Below are 15,439 nucleotides of genomic sequence, written 5' to 3' on the forward strand. Positions count from 1 at the left end.
GGCTGTCCCGGCTGTTCGCACGCACCGGGCCGCGGTCCCGCACCGAAGTGGTCACATCCGTGCTCACCGGTCACCGCACTCGGGACCAAGGTTCACGAGGTCGACGCTCACGGGTGACGAGGGCGGCCAACTTCCCACGATCGAAGGCCACATGGCGGATCGGCCGCACTAGCACATGAGTCGGCCAGGGAACACATGTGTCGCACATAGTCGCGCGACAGGAGCATCCGGTTCCACTCGTGCGTACTATCTCTACACTGCTGCAGGCCGTGGCAGTTGTGTCCTGCGAGTGATTGGCCCATGTCATGTCCGAAGTCAGCTCCACTTCCCAGTCCACAGAACTCACGTCGCAGTACATCGCCCAGGTGACGGGTGACCTTGAGCGCAATGCCAAGGAGCAGGAGCGTGTCGCTGCGGAGGTCGAAGCCCTGCAGGAGCAGTTGCGTGCCCTGCAGCACGATCACACCGTGCTGGTGAACATGCAGGACGCGCTCGGCGGTCCCAGCCCGGCCCCCGGGGCGGAGGCCGCAGCTGTGCCCTCCGTGCCTCACCAGGCCTCTGCCGAACCCAAGCAGAGCAAGGGGAAGAAGGCGGCCGTCACGAGCGCGAAGAAGACGGCGCCCAAGAAGCCCGCCGCCAAGGCCTCATCCGTGAAGGCGTCCACGGCAGCGGCCAAGCCGACCCTCGTCGAGCTGATCCGAGGGCACCTGGAGAAGCAGAGCGAGCCGCGTTCCGCCGCCGAGATCACCACCGCGCTCACGCAGGCCCACCCCGACCGGAGCGTGAAGACCACCGTCGTGCGCACCACCCTCGAAGGTCTGGTGGCCAAGAGCAACGCGCACCGCACCAAGCAGGGCTCGTCGGTCTTCTACACCACGGCAGTCACCTCGGAGCCCGCGCCGGCCGAGCCGCAGCAGGAGGCGGTGTCCGACTGACCATCAGCAGGAGCACCTGACACCTGGCACCTGACATCTGGCACTGGCACCGGGCCGCAGTTCCGGTCCGCGAACAGGGCCGTGCCGTCAGGAGAATTCGTGCTGTACGACCCAGTAGTCGTCTTCCTCGGCCGAGGCGGCGTGACTGCCACCCAGCCGATCTCACTTCCGCCCGATGGGGGCGGAAGGATGAGGAACTCGCCCTTGTGGCCGTACCGCGCACTTGCCGAAGCGCATTGGTGTCACTCCTCGTCCAGCTCGTCGGCGGCACGGGGCGAGGAGGCGGGGATGACGGCGACCGGCTCGACCTCGAACCCGATGACGAAGTAGATGGCCGTGTTCACGGGGGGAGCTCTCCTGTGGCACGGCGGTCTCCAGCACACGGAGACCACCGCGCTCCAGGACGTTCAGCCACTTGGGCCGCCCATGGTCAGGATGAAGCGGATGCCGTTCAGATCCGCGGTCAGGAAGCCGCGCTCGTCGTCCGGACCGGGCCCCTCGCCCAGCGGCACCAGCACCGGGGTGCGGCGGAACTCCCCCAGCAGCGCGGCGAACTCCCGTCGGCGAGCGGCCACCTCGGGACCGTCCAGCACGTCCCGTGGACGCTCCCGCGAAGATGTCACGGGCTCCGGCACGGCCGGTCGGCCCGCCATCTCCGCGTAGTGCGAAAGCCGTGACCTCGGAACGCGCGGCTCTCCCGCCCCGTCCCCCTGCTCACACGATGCGTCCCATCATCACGACCGCACACAACACGTCGCAACGGCGCGCGCGTCACCCCCTGTCACAACGGAACACGGATCAAAAAGACGGGCAACAGGCCCTGGCCGGGGGCTCCGTGGTGCGGGCTTTGTCGCTCTATACGATGAGGCGTCCTGTGGGGGATTGGGGGAGAGACCATTGGGTTGGGCGGTCGACGAGCGTCGCGGTGACACCGGGGACGGCCATGCGGACGGCGACGGGTTCGACGACGACCGGTCGCCGTCCGCCGCGAGTGACGACGCGGGAGTGCGGCCGCGCGGCCCGCTGCGCCGGTTCGCGTGGTTCGTCGGGCGCACGCTGTACGGCGAGTGGTACGGCATCGTCGTGGATCCGTTACGGCAACTCGTGCGCCGTGGGCTGTCCGGACTCCTGCTGGCGTTCGTGGCCGTCTTCGGGGTCATCTTCTTCCACGCGCTCGCCCAACATCCCACCGGTGCGGTGATCGTGCGGCTGATCGGCGGAGTGAAGGCCTGTCTGCCGCTGCCCCTGGCCCTGCTGCGTACTCCGGTGTCGCTGTACGTGCCCGCCCTCGACCTTCCCGTGTGGGCGGGCATCACCCAGCTGTTCTTCGCCTTCGCTCTCGCGGAACTCGCCCTCGGCCGGCCCCGGACACTGGCCATCGCGTACGCCACCACCCTGGCCGGCACCCTCACGGTCCGCGTGATGATCGCGCTCGGCCCGGGCTGGTGGGGGATCGGCCTGCCGCCCGAGATCGGGCAGGTGCTCGACACCGGACCCTCTGCCGCGGTGGTGGGACTGTTCACCTACCTCTCGGTCATCCGGCGCGCGCCCATCGTGTTCGCGCTCACCGGCGGCTCGATGGTGTGGGAGTCGATCGTCAAACCCAATCTGGCAGGCCGTGAGCACCTGATCGCTGTGGGCGCCGCGATCGTCCTGGCGGTGCTGCACGGGCGCTGCCGAAGACTGTGGGATGCCCTCGGCGCCCTGCTTTTCTCGGCATGGTCCCGCAGTGGCCTGGAGCGGCTGTTCCCGCCACGGGGTGAGGGTCGTACGCGGGGTACGGGGAATCGACCGCGCTGAGGGTCCCCGACCGGGGACGGTCGTCCCCGTGATGGCAGGAGCGGTGTGTTCAGAGGGCGCGGTCGAAGAGGTCGAGCAGGGCTGCCCAGTGGCGTTCGGTGGCCTCGGCGTCGTACGCGGCGGTGTCGGCCATGGTGTAGCCGTGGTGCGCGCCGGTGTAGAGCTCGCCGCGGTGGCGGACACCCGCCTCGGTGAGCGCCTTGTCGAGGCGCTCGATCTGCTCGGGAGGCAGGGAGGCGTCCTGGTCGGCGTGGCCGAAGTACAGCTCCGCGGTGACCCGGTCGGCGAGCAGGTGCGGGCTGTCGGGCGCGTCGGTCGCCAGCCGGGCGCCGTGGAAGCCGGCCGCGGCCGCGACCCGCTCGGGGTAGGTGCCTGCGGTGCGCAGGGCCAGGCCGGCGCCCATGCAGTAGCCGGTGGTGCCGACCGGTCCGTCGGCGGCCTGCGGGCAGGCCGCCAGCCAGGACAGATAGGCCTCGGCGTCGCGCATGGCCAGTTCGGGGGTCAACTCCTGGATGATCGGCATGAGTTGCTCGAACAGTGCCGGGCGGTGAGCCGCGTCGATGAAGTCGGGCAGCTCGACCACCGGGGCCGGCCCGTGGCGGTAGAGGAGGTTGGGAACCAGCACGGTGTAGCCGGCCCCGGCGAGCCGGTCGGCCATCTCCTTCAGCCGGGGGCGCAGTCCGATGGCGTCCATGTAGAACAGCACCGCGGGGTGGGCGGCGTTGTCGTCGGGGTGGGCCAGATAGGCGTCGGCCGAGCCGTCCGGGGTGGGGATGTTCACGGAGGTTCCGCGTACTTCACGTACATCGGTCATGGGCGTCCCTCTTCTTCTCTCGGGTGTCTCCAGGGCGTCTTCCGGGCGTTTCGGGGTGCCGCGCGGATCCCCGACGGCCACATGATCGCGACGGTCCCTTTGTGCAGTCTGGCACTCGTGGTGCGGTCTGTTCGGCAGGGGCCCCGCTGTCGCCCCGTGGCCCGGGCCGACGTCCTGCGCAGACGGATTCCCGGCGCGCCGCCGGAGGCGTAAGAGCCTGGTACCGGCAGTCCCAGGAAAGCCGGGCTACTGGTTGTGCGCATCGTCCGGTCGCAGGGTGGAGTCATGACGACCACACTCATCACCGGAGCGAACAAGGGGCTCGGCTACGAGACCGCCCGCCGGCTCGTCGCCGCGGGCCACACGGTCTACGTCGGCAGCCGGGACGCCGAACGCGGACGCCGGGCCGCCGAACAGCTGGGCGCCCGCGCCGTCCAGCTCGATGTCACCGACGACGCGTCGGTGCGGGCCGCCGTGAAGGCCGTCGAGGCCGAGGGCGGGCTCGACGTACTGATCAACAACGCGGGCATCGAGTCGAGGGGCGAGGGCAACTCCGTGATCGGCGCCGCGGACGTGACCGCCGACGTGATGCGGGAGACGTTCGAGACGAACGTCTTCGGCATGGTGCGCGTCACCCACGCCTTCCTCCCGCTGCTCCAGGCCTCGGCCGCCCCGGTGGTGGTCAACGTCAGCAGTGGGCTGGCCTCACTGGCCCGCGTGAGCGATGCGGGCACCCCGGCGTACGCCTACCCGGGCGTCGCCTACCCGGCTTCGAAGACCACCGTCAACATGATCACCGTGCAGTACGCGAAGGCGTTCCCGAACATGCGGATCAACGCGGTGGAGCCCGGCTTCACCAAGACCGACCTGAACGGGAACACCGGCATCCAGACCGTCGAGCAGGGCGCCGAGATCATCGTACGGACGGCGCAGATCGGCCCCGACGGTCCCACCGGGGGCTTCTTCGACGCCGAAGGCACCCTTCCCTGGTAGTCCGATCCGGTAGGTCACCACGTACGTGCGCCGGACCCTGCGACCGAGACTCAGCCCCACCGCCCCACCGAACAAACAGGAGCATCGACATGACCGTGCAGTCACCCCCCGGCGGAACGTTCACCATGGCCAAGGACCTGACGGTCACCCGCATGGGCTACGGCGCCATGCAGCTCGCCGGACCGCACGTGTTCGGGCCGCCGGCCGACCGGGACGCCGCCGTGGCCGTTCTGCGCGAGGCGGTCGAGCGGGGGATCACACACATCGACACCTCCGACTTCTACGGCCCGTACGTCACCAACCAGATCATCAAGGAAGCGCTGCACCCCTACCCGGCCGGCCTGCACCTCGTGACTAAGGTCGGAGCACTGCGGGATGCCGAGGGAGGCTGGCCGAAGGCGCTGTCGCGCGACGAGCTGCGCCAGGCCGTGCACAGCAACCTCGAGAACCTCGGCCTGGACGCACTCGACGTCGTCAACCTGCGGGTCGGAGGGCTCGACGCCCCCGAGCCGGGTTCGCTCGCCGAACCGTTCACCGTGCTCGCGGAGCTCCAGCAGGAGGGGTTGATCAGGCATCTCGGTGTCAGCAACGTCTCCGCCGAGCAGATCAAGGAAGCCCAGTCCATCGCGCCCGTCGTGTGTGTGCAGAACTTCTACAACCTCGCGAACCGCGCGGACGACGCGCTGATCGACTCCCTGGCCGAGCAGGGCATCGCCTACGTGCCCTACTTCCCCATCGGCGGTTTCTCCCCGCTGCAGTCGGACACCCTGCACGCGGTCGCGGGCCGGCTGGAGACCACCTCGGTCGCCGTCGCCCTGGCCTGGCTGTTGCGGCGTTCCCCGAACATCCTGCTCATCCCCGGCACCTCCTCGGTGGCACACCTGCGTGACAACATCGCCGCTGCCGCCCTGGTCCTTCCCGAGAAGGAGCTGGCCGAGCTGAACGGGATCGCGGTGTGAGGACTGCGGGGTCGTTCACGCCCGAGGCGCGGGCGTGAACGACCCCGTGGCGGTGTCCGGCGCGCCGTGTGCCTGCGCCGTGTGCTCGCACCGTTCGATACGAACTTGTTTTTCACGAACATGTTCGTTATGCTTGTGCGGTATGACTCCAGAGAAGTCCGCTCCGATCAGCCGACGGGAACGCCCGGCGAAGCCCGCCCTGACCAGGCAGGGAATCATCGACGCCGCACTGGCGATCCTTCGTGAGGAGGGACTGGGCAAGGTGACGATGCGCCGCATCGCCGCGGCCCTCGACACCGGGCCCGCGTCGCTCTACGTCTACGTCCGCAACACGGGGGACCTGCACGCGCAGATCCTCGACTCCCTGTTGGGGCCGGTGAAGGTGCCCGCGCCGGAGGCCGGGACCTGGCGGGACCGGTTGAAGGCGCTGCTGGTCAGCTATGGAGAGGTGCTCTTCCGGCACCCGGAGATCGCCCGGATGGCGATGTCCACGCAGCCGAGCGGCCCGAACTACCTGGCGCTGGCCGACGCGATCCTCGGCCTCCTCGACGAGGGCGGGGTGTCGGGCCGGGAAGCGGCCTGGGCCATGGACCTCCTGCTGCTGCACCCGACCGCCGTGGCCGTCGAGCACAGCTCCCCGAAGTCCGCCACGCAGGAGGCCGACGAGTTCTCCGCCCTGGCCGCGAAGATCGCCACCGCGGACCCGGCGCGCTACCCCCACATCGCCCGGCTCGGCGACACGCTCGTGTCGGGAGACGGCCCGAGCCGTACCGACTGGGCTCTGGACGTCATCCTCGACGGGGTCCTCGCCGCGGCCTCTCGTGCGTCGGCCGAACAGCGCGGCTGGTGAGAGTGGGGTGTGTGTTTCCCCTGTGTTGCAGGTCGCGCCCGAATGTATGTCTAGGGTTGATCCGTAAGCGCGGGCAAGCAGCGAGGGCCATGACCAGGCCCTCGGAACATGTCTCCGGCGTTACGGACAACGCGAGTTCGGTGCCTCGCACCTGAGAGTGGTTGTCGTGGCGGCAGGCGGTTGAGTGCCGGAGCCCGCGGGGGAGCCGCCCGCGGTCTGTGCCGCGGGTGGGGGAACGACAAGGGGTGTTGATGGAAGGCGCGGATCTTCCAGTGGGGGACCGGTGCGTGCCGGTCCGTGACGTTGCCGATCAGTCGGCGCGGTAGGCGCCTGTGCGGTGGGACGAGAGCCGCGAGGACGTGGGGGGATCGACACAGGCGCAGGACCTGGAGCAACGTCACCGTGGAACGGGTGGCCGCGCGGCGGGACGGGCCGTCCCCTGGGTCATGCGACAGGAACGCAAGGGCATACGACCCCATATCGTCGTCCTGGCGGCGTGGACGTTGCTCTGGTTCCTGCTGGTGCAGAGACACGGGGGGATCTCCTGGCACTACCTGCGCACCGGAGGCGAGCTGCTCTTCGGCGCCGTTCCGGGTGGCGGCCTCGGTATCTACGCCAACCATCCGGAGTTGCAGATCGGCCCCGTGAGCTTTCTGGCGGCCGCGCTGTTCGCCCCGCTGCCACCCCACCTGGCGGAGGTGCTGGCGGAGGCGGTGATGTCCGCGCTCGGCCTCTACATGTTGGTTCTGGTCGGCCGCAGTGCGGCCGACCACAACCGCGGCACGGGACTCAACCACCGCCGACTCCAGCAGCGGGTGCTCGTCGCGGGGGTGGCCTTCATTCCCATGTGGGTCGAAGTGGCGGTCCGCTTCGCCCACTTGGACGACGTACTCGCGCTGTTCTTCACCACCCTGGCCGTACGTGCCCTGGTGCGGGGCCAAGGGCGCACGGTGGGCATCATGCTCGCGCTGGCGGTGGATTCCAAACCCTGGGCGCTGGCGTTCGCGGCTCTGCTGCTCGCGCTGCCGGCCGCGCAACGACGCAACTCCGCGCTCTGGACGGTCGGCCTGGTGGCCGTGGCGTGGCTGCCGTTCTACGTCACCCATCTCAACTCGGCCGCCGCCGCGAGATTCACCATCGCCAACCAGCCCGCCTCGGCGCTGCGTTGGCTGGGCGTCCTGGCCCCGGCCACGCCCTGGTGGGACCGCCCGGCCCAAGTACTCCTGGGACTCGGTCTCGGCGCGTTGGCGGTACGCAGAGGCCGCTGGCCCGCGGTCGTGCTGCTCGGCGCCGATGCCCGCATCGCGCTGGACCCGAGTGTCTACACGTACTACAGCGCCTCGATCCTGCTCGGCACCCTGCTGTGGGACGCGGTCGGGCAGCGTCGCCTGGTGCCGTGGTGGAGCTGGATCGCCCTGCTCTCGCTGTACGGCAGCACCCTGTTGGTGCCCTCGGACCGTGTCTGCGGCCTGATCCGGCTGGCCTTCGCCGCCGGTTCGGCGGGCTACGTCCTGCTGGGGCCCGTGCCACGCCGCCGGCGAACCGTGACGAAGGCTGGTTCTCCGGCGTCCCCCCAGGTGTGACCACCATCCGCAGGGATGAATGGGTTGATGAATGTCACACGGCTAAAAACCTCTCAATTCGGACATACGCCTATTTACCGTGCACCGGGGTCTCTTCCGCCCCTGTAGCGTCGCCGTCATTCGGGAATCGGGATGGGCCCACGCATGGGCTCCCGATGTGACCGCAGACACAGAGCAGGGAATCCTTATGCCGGACACGCACGCACTGCGCCGCGCGCGGCGCGGACTGGCCGCGACCGCGGTCGCCGGGTCGGTGCTCACGGCGCTCTTCGCCGCCACCCCGGCCCAGGCGAGCACCGCCGACGCCACCTCCGAAGCCACCGCCGCCGTCGGCGGCTCCCAGGTGACGTGCACCTCGCAGCGGCCAGGGCTCGCCGCCCAGCTGTCCAAGGACATCGCGGGTGCCCTGCAGGGGCGGGAGCACGCCGCGGCGCTCGCGCTGTACGACCGCACCACGGGGACCTCGTGCGACTTCCGGGCCGACACCGCCTTCGACTCGGCGAGCGTGGTCAAGGTCACGATACTGGGGGCGCTGCTGCGCCAGGCCATGGAGCAGCACAGGGCCCTGACCGCCCACGAGGTGGAACTGACCACCGCCATGATCACCAAGTCGGACAACGACGCGACGAACGCCCTGTGGCACCAGATCGGCCACGCCGGCATCCAACACTTCCTGACCCTGGCCGGGATGGGGGACACCGTCCCCGGGCCCAAGGGCTACTGGGGGCACACCCAGGTCACGGCCGAGGACCAGCTGAAGCTGCTCCGACTGCTCACCTCGGACAACTCCGTCCTCGACCAGGGCGCGCGTACCTACGCCCTCCGGCTCATGAACCGGGTCGTCCCCGAGCAGCGTTGGGGAACGCCCGCCGGGGCCCCCGCGACGGCGACCGTTCAGGTCAAGAACGGCTGGCTGCCGCGCGACACCCACGGCTGGCGGGTGCACAGCGTCGGTGTGTTCACCGGCGGCGGTCACGACTACGGAATGGCCGTGCTCTCCCAGGACAACCGCACGATGGCCGACGGCGTCGCGACCGTCGAGGGCGCCGCCCGCGCCGTCAACCGGGACCTGAACACCTCAACTGCCGCGTAGTTATTCCCCTTTCGCGCCGATCAGTCGGACGTTAGGGTGCGGGCAGCGAGTGTGATCCCTGAGGAGTCGAGACATGCCCGGTCGTCCGAGCGCGCGTTGACGTCGTAGGCCCTGAGTGGCCCGTCATCGCGTGCTGCCCTTGATGCGCGGCACAGCGAGCCTTCCCCCACCTGAACCGTCGGCGTCCTCGACGTGCGCCGGGTGGCGGGCTCTGTCTTGCGCGACCCAAGGGGTTTCCTGTGCCGGACGCTTCCTCTTGTCCGCCGTCCTCGTCCTCTTCGTCTTCCTCTTCCTCCTCCGCCTCATCTCCCTCCCCATCCTCCCCATCCTCCGCGTCCGGCTCGGGGCGTCCTGTTGCGCCGGCCCTCCGGCGCGACGCCGACTTCCGCCGGCTGTGGGTGGGGCAGACGGCCTCCCAACTCGGCGAACACGCGAGTCTGGTGGTCCTTCCGCTGATCGCGGTTCTGACACTCCACGCCGATGCCGGCCGGTTGGGCGTCCTCCGCGCGGTGGGGCAGGCACCGACCCTGCTGCTCGCGCTCCTCGTCGGCGCGTGGGTGGACCGATGGCGGACCCGCACGGTGATGGTGCTGGCGGACCTCGGCCGGGCCCTGGCGCTGGGCGGCGCCGCCCTGGCCGGGCTCCTCGGCGGGCTCGGCCTGCCGGCGCTGCTCGTGGTCGCCTTCACGGTCGGGGCCCTGTCGGTGTTCTTCGACGTGTCGTACCAGGCCTCTCTCGTACGACTGGTGGAACGCGACCGGTTGACGTGGGCCACCAGCGCGATCGAGGGCAGCCGTTCGGCGGCGCAGATCGTCGGCCCCGCCCTGGGCGGCGCGCTCGTGTCCCTTCTGTCGGCGCCGATCGCCGCCGCGTCCTGCGCCCTGTCCTTCGCGGGATCGTTCCTTTCGATCCGGCGGATCCGGCGCCGCGAATCGGTCCCCGAGAGGTCGGGACGGGCCCCTAGGGTCTGGCGGCGGATCCACGAGGGCCTGCGCTTCGTCGCCGCGGACACCTGGCTGCGGACCGTGGGCCTGGCCTCGGCCGCCTTCCAGTTCTCCTTCGCGGCGATGATGACCGGCTATCTGCTCTTCCTGCCACGGGACTTGCACCTGTCGGGCAGCGTCGTGGGGCTGACACTCGCCGCCACGGGGCCGGGCGCGCTCCTGGGTTCTGTGCTGGCCGCCCGGCTCCCGGGCCGGTTCGGTCACGGCGTGGTGCTCGTGTCGGCGGCGGCGCTCGGCGACGGCGTGATGCTGTGCGTGCCCGCGCTGAGCGGCCCCTCCGCGGTGACGATCCCCTCGCTCGTCGCGGTCAACTTCGTGTTCGGGACCTTCGGTCAACTGGTGAACGTCACGGTCATGGCCGTGCGGCAGGCCGTCACCCCGGACGGGATGCAGGGCCGCGTGGCCGCGACGATCACCTTCGTCGGCATGGGGGCCGCCCCGCTCGGCTCACTGCTCGGCGGCTTTCTCGCGGGGGAGTGGGGGCTGCGTACCAGCCTCCTGGTGACGGCCGCCGGCATGATGCTGTCCCCGGTGCTGATGGCCCTGTCCCCGCTCGCCCGCCTGGGACGCGAGCTGCCCCATCGGGACGCGCAGCCGCCCGGCCATCACCCCCTGCCGCCCGGCTGAGCGGTCGCGGAGGCGGTGCTCAGCCGTCGGGGCCGCTCACCTCTGCGTCGTCGACCCGTTCGGGTAGCGGTCGCGCATGGCGGGGCTCGCCGCCGGGCCTGCCGTGAAGACGAAGGCGTCGCTGTCGTCGAGCCGGCGGCCGGTCCTGGCGTCGACGACGACGGGCTCGACCTCCTCGCCGCTGTCCGCGTCGACGAGGATCATGCTGCGGTCCTGCGGCGCCAGCCGGGAGTTGCCCCAGGCGGCCAAGGCGACTATCACCGGGCGCAGCGAGCGACCGAACTCCGTCAGGACGTACTCGTGGCGTACGGGGTTGGTCTGGTACGGCCGACGCTCCAGCAGTTTATCCGCGACGAGGCTCTTGAGCCGGGCCGTGAGCATGCTGGAGGAGATTCCCAGGTTCTCCTGGAACTGGTCGAAGCGGGTGTAGCCGTCGAAGGCGTCGTGGAGGATCAGCAGCGTCCACCACTCGCCCACGTGTTCCACCGTCGTGGACAGCGGGCACTCCCGGTCCTCCAGCCTGATCCGGCTCGCCACGGCGACCATCCTCTCGGTTACTGCTAAAGTCGAAGTCACTAGCTTCCATTTTAGCAGTAACGGGGCGGCGGTGTTCGGCCTGCCCGCACCCGGGAACGGAGCGCACCATGGCCACCCACCCCGGCGAATCCCTCGAGGGCCGTCGCGCCCTGGTCACGGGCGGCACCCAAGGCACTGGCGCCGCCATCGCCCGGCGCCTGGCCCAGGCCGGGGCGACCGTACTCGTCACCGCCCGCAGCCGTCCCGACGAGGTCGAGGAGAAGACGTTCATCGCCGCCGACCTGTCCACGGCCGACGGCGCCGCACGGGTGGTCGGCGAGGTGGAGGCCCGGTTCGGAGGTGTCGACATCCTGGTCAACACCCTCGGCGGCTCCGAGGCGCCCGCCGGGGGCTTCGCGGCACTCGGCGAGGACGACTGGGCCAGGGAACTGAACGTCAACCTGCTGGCCGCCGTCCGCCTGGACCGCGGACTGCTGCCCGGCATGATCGCGGCCGGAAAGGGCGCCATCGTGCACATCACATCGATCCAGCGCCGCATGCCGCTGTGGAACGGAACCCTCGCCTACGCCGCCGCCAAGGCCGCCCTGACCACCTACAGCAAAGGCCTCGCCAACGAGGTCGCCCCGCACGGCATCCGGGTCAACACCGTCTCGCCCGGCTTCGTCCAGACCACCGCCGCCGACAACCTGGTCGCCAGGATCGCCCACGACGCCGGCATCACCCAGGACGCGGCACTGGCCCGGCTCATGGACTCCCTCGGCGGCATCCCCCTCGGCCGTCCCAACCGTCCCGAGGAAGTGGCCGAACTCGTCGCCTTCCTCGTCTCCGACCGCGCCTCGGCCATTGTCGGCGCCGAGTACGTCATCGACGGCGGCACCACCCCCACGGTGTGAACCGCCCTCACTCACAGCACCCGAAAGACGCCACCACCGAGAGGCCCGCCATGCAGCACGACCAGCCCCGAGCCATCGCTCCGGACACCCTGCCCGAGGTGATCACCCGCTACCTCACGGCGCACCGCGCCCACGACACCGCAGCGGCCGTCGCCACGTTCACCCAGGACGCCACGGTGATCGACGACGGCAACACCTACCAGGGCACCGCCGCCATCGAGCGGTGGCTGAACCGGTCGGCGACCGAGTTCACGTACACCATCGATCTCACCGGGGCCGAGCGCACCGACCCGAGCCACTACACCGCCACGCACCACCTCGAAGGCGACTTCCCCGGCGGAACCGTCGACCTGCGCTACCGGTTCACGCTCCGCGGCGACCTCGTGGAACGCCTCGTCATCGAACCCTGAAGCCACTCCCGCTCCTAGCGCGAGGCCAGTTTCCGGAGTATCAGGGCGGAGAGCGGCGTGGGGAGGGCGCGCAGGGTGCGGACCAGGGTTGTCGTGGTCCAGGGGAAGTACGCCTGTGCCGGTTCTCTTTCCAGGGCGCGTACGACGTGTCGGGCCGCGCGGTTCTGGCTGACCTGGAAGGGCTTGGGGAGACCGTCGGCGCCGACGCGGTCGGTTGCGACGAAGCCCGGGTGGACGCTGGTGAACCGGATGCCGTGGGGCGCGAGTTCGACGCGTGCGGTGTCGATGAGGGTGCGGGCAGCGGCCTTCGCGGCGGAGTAGGGGCCCTGGCGGGGGATGCCCATCAGGCCGGCCAGCGAGTTGGTGTGGGCGATCAGGCCTCCGTCGCGCTGGGATTTCATCTGTGCGATCAGCGGGACGAGGTAGTGGACGACGACGTCGTAGTTCAGGGCCGTGATCCGTGCGATGTCGGCCACGGTGACCTGGTCCATGGACATGTCCGGTCCCTGGCCGGCGTTGAGGAGCGCGATGTCGACGGATCCGTACTCCGCGACGCACGCGGCGACCACGGCGGAGGCCGCCCCCGGGTCCAGGGCGTCGGCGGCGATGTCGAGGCAGGCGCTGCCCGCTGCTCGGATCTCCTTGGCCACGGAGGCGAGTTCGGGGGCGCGCCGTGCCGTGATGACCAGCCGGTTGCCGTTGCGCGCGAGTCGGCGTGCCACCTCCGCGCCGATGCCCGAGGAGGCACCGACGATCAGGACGGTTCGGTCGGTGACGCGGGTCATGGTGTCACCTTGCCCGCGGGACGGGCCGTCACAGGAAGTGCCGGCCCTCGCCCCGGTACGTCGGTACGGTGTCGACCACCTCGCCGCCGCTGACCAGGTGGAGTTCGCCGACCCGCTCGCACAGTTCCCCGGCCTTGGCGTGCCGCAGCCACACCCGGTCTCCGATGCGCAGTACCTGCGCGGGCTTGCCGAGCAGCGGGGTCTGCACCTCGCCCGCCGCTTCGGTGGCGGTGACGCGCAGGCCGGGGGGCCAGGCCAGGGTGGGCAGCCGGTCCTTGCCGGGCGGCCCTGACGCGATCCATCCGCCGCCCAGGAGCGTCGCGATCTTCGGGGAGGGGCGGCGTACGACGGGCAGCACGAAGTACGCGGCGGGGACGGGCCGGAAGGACCGGTAGAAGTCGAAGAGCCCGGGACCGTACAGGCCGGAGCCCGCCGCGAGTTCGGTCACGGCGTCCTCCCGCGTGGTGGTCTCCAGGCTGCCGGTGCCGCCGCCGTTGACGAACCGCAGCGGGGTGACGGCGCGTACGGCGGCGACCGCGGCCTCCCGCCGGTGGCGCAGTTCCTCGACGGAGGAACGCTGCATCGCGCGCACGACGGCCCGCCTGAGCAGGGAACCGGGCTGGTTGTCGCCGAGGCCGGCGACCTGGCCCTCGTACCCCATGATCCCGGTCAGTTCGAAGCCCGGACGGGCCGCGACCTCGCGGGCGAACGCGGCCGCCTCCCGCGGAGTGTGCACCGGGGACCTGCGCGGCCCGAGGTGGAGACGGCCGCCCGCCAGTCGCAGGGCGGCGTCCAGCTCCAGGCAGACGCGGACGCGGGTCTGCCGGGGGCCGGTCGCGGCGTCCACGAGGTCGAGGTGCTCGACGCAGTCCACCATCAGGGTGATCCGGGAGGCGAGCCGTTCGTCGGCGGCCAGCCGGCGCAGTGCGGTGGCGTCGGTGGTGGGGTAGCCGACGACGACGTCCTCGAACTCCTCGGCCAGCCACAGGGCTTCGGGCAGCGTGAAGCCGAGGATGCCCTGGAAGCCGGGGCGCGCGAGTGCCCGGCGGATGAGGGCGCGCGAGCGCAGCGACTTGCTCGCGAGCCGTATCGGCTTGCCGCCCGCGCGGCGTTCGAGGTCGACGGCGTTGGCGTCGAAGGCGTCCAGATCGATGACGCCGAAGGGCGGCTCCAGGCCCGCGGTCGCCGCCCGCAACCGGTCGAAGCGCCCCTGTTCCGCGGGGGCGGACCGGGCCGGGGTGGCGGCGGTGTCGGTGGTCATCGGCTGTCTCCTCGCTCGCGCACCACGGCCGTGGCCGGGGCGATGCTCCTACTGCGGCGTTCCGCCATGGCCGCCACCCTGGGGATCACGAAGCGCATCAGCCGGGGGAACACCCCGGCGATGCGCTGAACGCGTCCGCCGACGGCGGGGTGGACGACTTCGACGGGCTTCTTCACGATCGCGTCGACGATGACCGAGGCGACCTTCTCGGGGGTGAGCGGCTTCTCGGCGAAGGTGATCACCGCGCTGGGGTCGGCCATCTCCTGCTCCAGCATCGGCGTCCGGGTGCCCGGCGGGTGGACGATGCTGAACGTCACCGGTCCGCCCCGTTCCTCGATCGCCACGCTGTGGTGGAAGGCGCGCAGCCCGTGCTTGGTCGCGCCGTAGGTGGTGTAACCGGACAGCGGCAGGAACGAGCTCATGCTGCAGACGGTGATGATGTGCCCGCGCCCCTGGGCGCGCATCCGGGGCAGCGCGGTCAGCGTCCCGGTCATCGGGCCGAGCAGGTTGACCTCGACCATGTGGCGGTGCTGTTCCAGGGACAACTGGCGTGCGTATCCCGTGTGGATGATCCCGGCGTTGTTGACGAGAACCTCGACGGGGCCGAGCCGGGCCGCGACGGCGTCGAAGGCCTCCTCCCAGGCGTCCTGGTCACGGATGTCGAGGGGGATCGCGCAGGCGGCGGGACCGAGTCGGTCGGCGAGGCGGGTGGCACCGGCCAGGTCGATGTCGGCGAGGGCGACCCGGTGGCCGCGTCGCACCGCCTCGCGCGCGGTGGCGGCGCCGATCCCACTGGCGGCGCCGGTCACCAGGACCACGCTCATCGCGGCCTCCGCTGACCTGCGCCGCCGCTGCCGTACGAGGTGTCGTCGTGGGCGCCGTACGAAGTGTCGTG

The 15,439-nt window shown here is 70.7% G+C and carries 16 protein-coding genes; 10 read left to right on the forward strand and 6 right to left on the reverse strand.

Annotation, left to right across the window (positions count from 1 at the left end; translation table 11 throughout):
* The first annotated feature begins 305 nt into the window (after window positions 1-305).
* On the forward strand, window positions 306-935 hold the full coding sequence (locus AQJ27_RS24310; protein WP_067372663.1) for a hypothetical protein: 630 nt from the start codon (window positions 306-308) through the stop codon (window positions 933-935).
* 407 nt (window positions 936-1,342) lie between these two features.
* Here AQJ27_RS24310 and AQJ27_RS24315 read toward each other — a convergent pair whose 3' ends face one another.
* Window positions 1,343-1,558 carry a hypothetical protein gene (locus tag AQJ27_RS24315; protein ID WP_159064395.1) on the reverse strand — a complete coding sequence of 72 codons (216 nt, stop codon included), beginning with the start codon at window positions 1,556-1,558 and terminating at the stop codon, window positions 1,343-1,345.
* A gap of 382 nt (window positions 1,559-1,940) precedes the next feature.
* Between AQJ27_RS24315 and AQJ27_RS24320 the strand changes: the two genes are divergently transcribed.
* Entirely contained in the window at window positions 1,941-2,735 is a 795-nt protein-coding gene (locus tag AQJ27_RS24320; RefSeq protein WP_235613583.1) for a hypothetical protein, read from the forward strand.
* 49 nt (window positions 2,736-2,784) lie between these two features.
* Here AQJ27_RS24320 and AQJ27_RS24325 read toward each other — a convergent pair whose 3' ends face one another.
* Window positions 2,785-3,549 (reverse strand): dienelactone hydrolase family protein, encoded by a 765-nt coding sequence (locus AQJ27_RS24325; RefSeq protein WP_067372670.1) that lies wholly within the window; start codon window positions 3,547-3,549, stop codon window positions 2,785-2,787.
* Between the two features lie 285 nt (window positions 3,550-3,834).
* Here AQJ27_RS24325 and AQJ27_RS24330 point away from each other — a divergent pair, with 285 nt between their 5' ends.
* The 6 genes from AQJ27_RS24330 (at window position 3,835) to AQJ27_RS24355 (ending at window position 10,658) form a co-directional block, all read left to right on the forward strand.
* The gene (locus tag AQJ27_RS24330) at window positions 3,835-4,542 is read left to right on the forward strand and encodes an SDR family NAD(P)-dependent oxidoreductase (RefSeq protein WP_067373446.1); all 708 of its coding nucleotides are present in this window, start codon (window positions 3,835-3,837) and stop codon (window positions 4,540-4,542) included.
* Between the two features lie 89 nt (window positions 4,543-4,631).
* Window positions 4,632-5,501 (forward strand): aldo/keto reductase family oxidoreductase, encoded by an 870-nt coding sequence (locus AQJ27_RS24335; protein WP_067372673.1) that lies wholly within the window; start codon window positions 4,632-4,634, stop codon window positions 5,499-5,501.
* A gap of 142 nt (window positions 5,502-5,643) precedes the next feature.
* The gene (locus AQJ27_RS24340) at window positions 5,644-6,351 is read left to right on the forward strand and encodes a TetR/AcrR family transcriptional regulator (protein ID WP_067372676.1); all 708 of its coding nucleotides are present in this window, start codon (window positions 5,644-5,646) and stop codon (window positions 6,349-6,351) included.
* A 446-nt stretch (window positions 6,352-6,797) separates the two neighbouring features.
* Window positions 6,798-7,934 (forward strand): hypothetical protein, encoded by a 1,137-nt coding sequence (locus AQJ27_RS24345; RefSeq protein ID WP_067372679.1) that lies wholly within the window; start codon window positions 6,798-6,800, stop codon window positions 7,932-7,934.
* 187 nt (window positions 7,935-8,121) lie between these two features.
* A complete protein-coding gene (locus AQJ27_RS24350; RefSeq protein ID WP_067372682.1) occupies window positions 8,122-9,027 on the forward strand; it encodes a serine hydrolase in 906 nt (301 codons plus the stop codon).
* Between the two features lie 239 nt (window positions 9,028-9,266).
* Window positions 9,267-10,658 (forward strand): MFS transporter, encoded by a 1,392-nt coding sequence (locus AQJ27_RS24355; protein ID WP_079065213.1) that lies wholly within the window; start codon window positions 9,267-9,269, stop codon window positions 10,656-10,658.
* 36 nt (window positions 10,659-10,694) lie between these two features.
* Here the strand turns inward: AQJ27_RS24355 and AQJ27_RS24360 are convergent, their stop codons facing one another.
* Window positions 10,695-11,204: a winged helix-turn-helix transcriptional regulator gene (locus AQJ27_RS24360; RefSeq protein WP_201264329.1), complete on the reverse strand. Its 510-nt coding sequence runs from the start codon at window positions 11,202-11,204 to the stop codon at window positions 10,695-10,697.
* Window positions 11,205-11,302: 98 nt separating this feature from the next.
* Between AQJ27_RS24360 and AQJ27_RS24365 the strand changes: the two genes are divergently transcribed.
* Window positions 11,303-12,088 (forward strand): SDR family oxidoreductase, encoded by a 786-nt coding sequence (locus AQJ27_RS24365; protein WP_067372688.1) that lies wholly within the window; start codon window positions 11,303-11,305, stop codon window positions 12,086-12,088.
* Between the two features lie 50 nt (window positions 12,089-12,138).
* On the forward strand, window positions 12,139-12,498 hold the full coding sequence (locus AQJ27_RS24370) for a nuclear transport factor 2 family protein (protein ID WP_067372691.1): 360 nt from the start codon (window positions 12,139-12,141) through the stop codon (window positions 12,496-12,498).
* Between the two features lie 14 nt (window positions 12,499-12,512).
* Here AQJ27_RS24370 and AQJ27_RS24375 read toward each other — a convergent pair whose 3' ends face one another.
* Genes AQJ27_RS24375 through AQJ27_RS24385 form a run of 3 tightly spaced genes read right to left on the reverse strand, consistent with a single transcriptional unit; the run spans window position 12,513 to window position 15,368 of the window.
* Complete coding sequence (locus AQJ27_RS24375; protein WP_067372695.1) at window positions 12,513-13,283, reverse strand: SDR family NAD(P)-dependent oxidoreductase; 771 nt, start codon at window positions 13,281-13,283, stop codon at window positions 12,513-12,515.
* Between the two features lie 28 nt (window positions 13,284-13,311).
* Complete coding sequence (locus tag AQJ27_RS24380; protein WP_067372698.1) at window positions 13,312-14,544, reverse strand: amino acid deaminase/aldolase; 1,233 nt, start codon at window positions 14,542-14,544, stop codon at window positions 13,312-13,314.
* On the reverse strand, window positions 14,541-15,368 hold the full coding sequence (locus AQJ27_RS24385) for an SDR family NAD(P)-dependent oxidoreductase (protein WP_067372701.1): 828 nt from the start codon (window positions 15,366-15,368) through the stop codon (window positions 14,541-14,543). The genes AQJ27_RS24380 and AQJ27_RS24385 overlap by 4 nt, the downstream gene beginning before the upstream one ends.
* Window positions 15,369-15,439: the final 71 nt, after the last annotated feature.

The organism is Streptomyces olivochromogenes, assembly GCF_001514115.1.
GTDB lineage: Bacteria > Actinomycetota > Actinomycetes > Streptomycetales > Streptomycetaceae > Streptomyces > Streptomyces olivochromogenes.

Excerpts from the sequence above, each read along its gene's own strand:
- AQJ27_RS24375 (WP_067372695.1), bottom strand. The coding sequence starts at position 13,283 with ATGACCCGCGTCACCGACCGAACCGTCCTGATCGTCGGTGCCTCCTCG.
- AQJ27_RS24310 (WP_067372663.1), top strand. The coding sequence starts at position 306 with ATGTCCGAAGTCAGCTCCACTTCCCAGTCCACAGAACTCACGTCGCAG.
- AQJ27_RS24365 (WP_067372688.1), top strand. The coding sequence starts at position 11,303 with ATGGCCACCCACCCCGGCGAATCCCTCGAGGGCCGTCGCGCCCTGGTC.
- AQJ27_RS24380 (WP_067372698.1), bottom strand. The coding sequence starts at position 14,544 with ATGACCACCGACACCGCCGCCACCCCGGCCCGGTCCGCCCCCGCGGAA.
- AQJ27_RS24385 (WP_067372701.1), bottom strand. The coding sequence starts at position 15,368 with ATGAGCGTGGTCCTGGTGACCGGCGCCGCCAGTGGGATCGGCGCCGCC.
- AQJ27_RS24370 (WP_067372691.1), top strand. The coding sequence starts at position 12,139 with ATGCAGCACGACCAGCCCCGAGCCATCGCTCCGGACACCCTGCCCGAG.
- AQJ27_RS24330 (WP_067373446.1), top strand. The coding sequence starts at position 3,835 with ATGACGACCACACTCATCACCGGAGCGAACAAGGGGCTCGGCTACGAG.
- AQJ27_RS24350 (WP_067372682.1), top strand. The coding sequence starts at position 8,122 with ATGCCGGACACGCACGCACTGCGCCGCGCGCGGCGCGGACTGGCCGCG.
- AQJ27_RS24345 (WP_067372679.1), top strand. The coding sequence starts at position 6,798 with ATGCGACAGGAACGCAAGGGCATACGACCCCATATCGTCGTCCTGGCG.
- AQJ27_RS24325 (WP_067372670.1), bottom strand. The coding sequence starts at position 3,549 with ATGACCGATGTACGTGAAGTACGCGGAACCTCCGTGAACATCCCCACC.
- AQJ27_RS24335 (WP_067372673.1), top strand. The coding sequence starts at position 4,632 with ATGACCGTGCAGTCACCCCCCGGCGGAACGTTCACCATGGCCAAGGAC.
- AQJ27_RS24340 (WP_067372676.1), top strand. The coding sequence starts at position 5,644 with ATGACTCCAGAGAAGTCCGCTCCGATCAGCCGACGGGAACGCCCGGCG.
- AQJ27_RS24360 (WP_201264329.1), bottom strand. The coding sequence starts at position 11,204 with ATGGTCGCCGTGGCGAGCCGGATCAGGCTGGAGGACCGGGAGTGCCCG.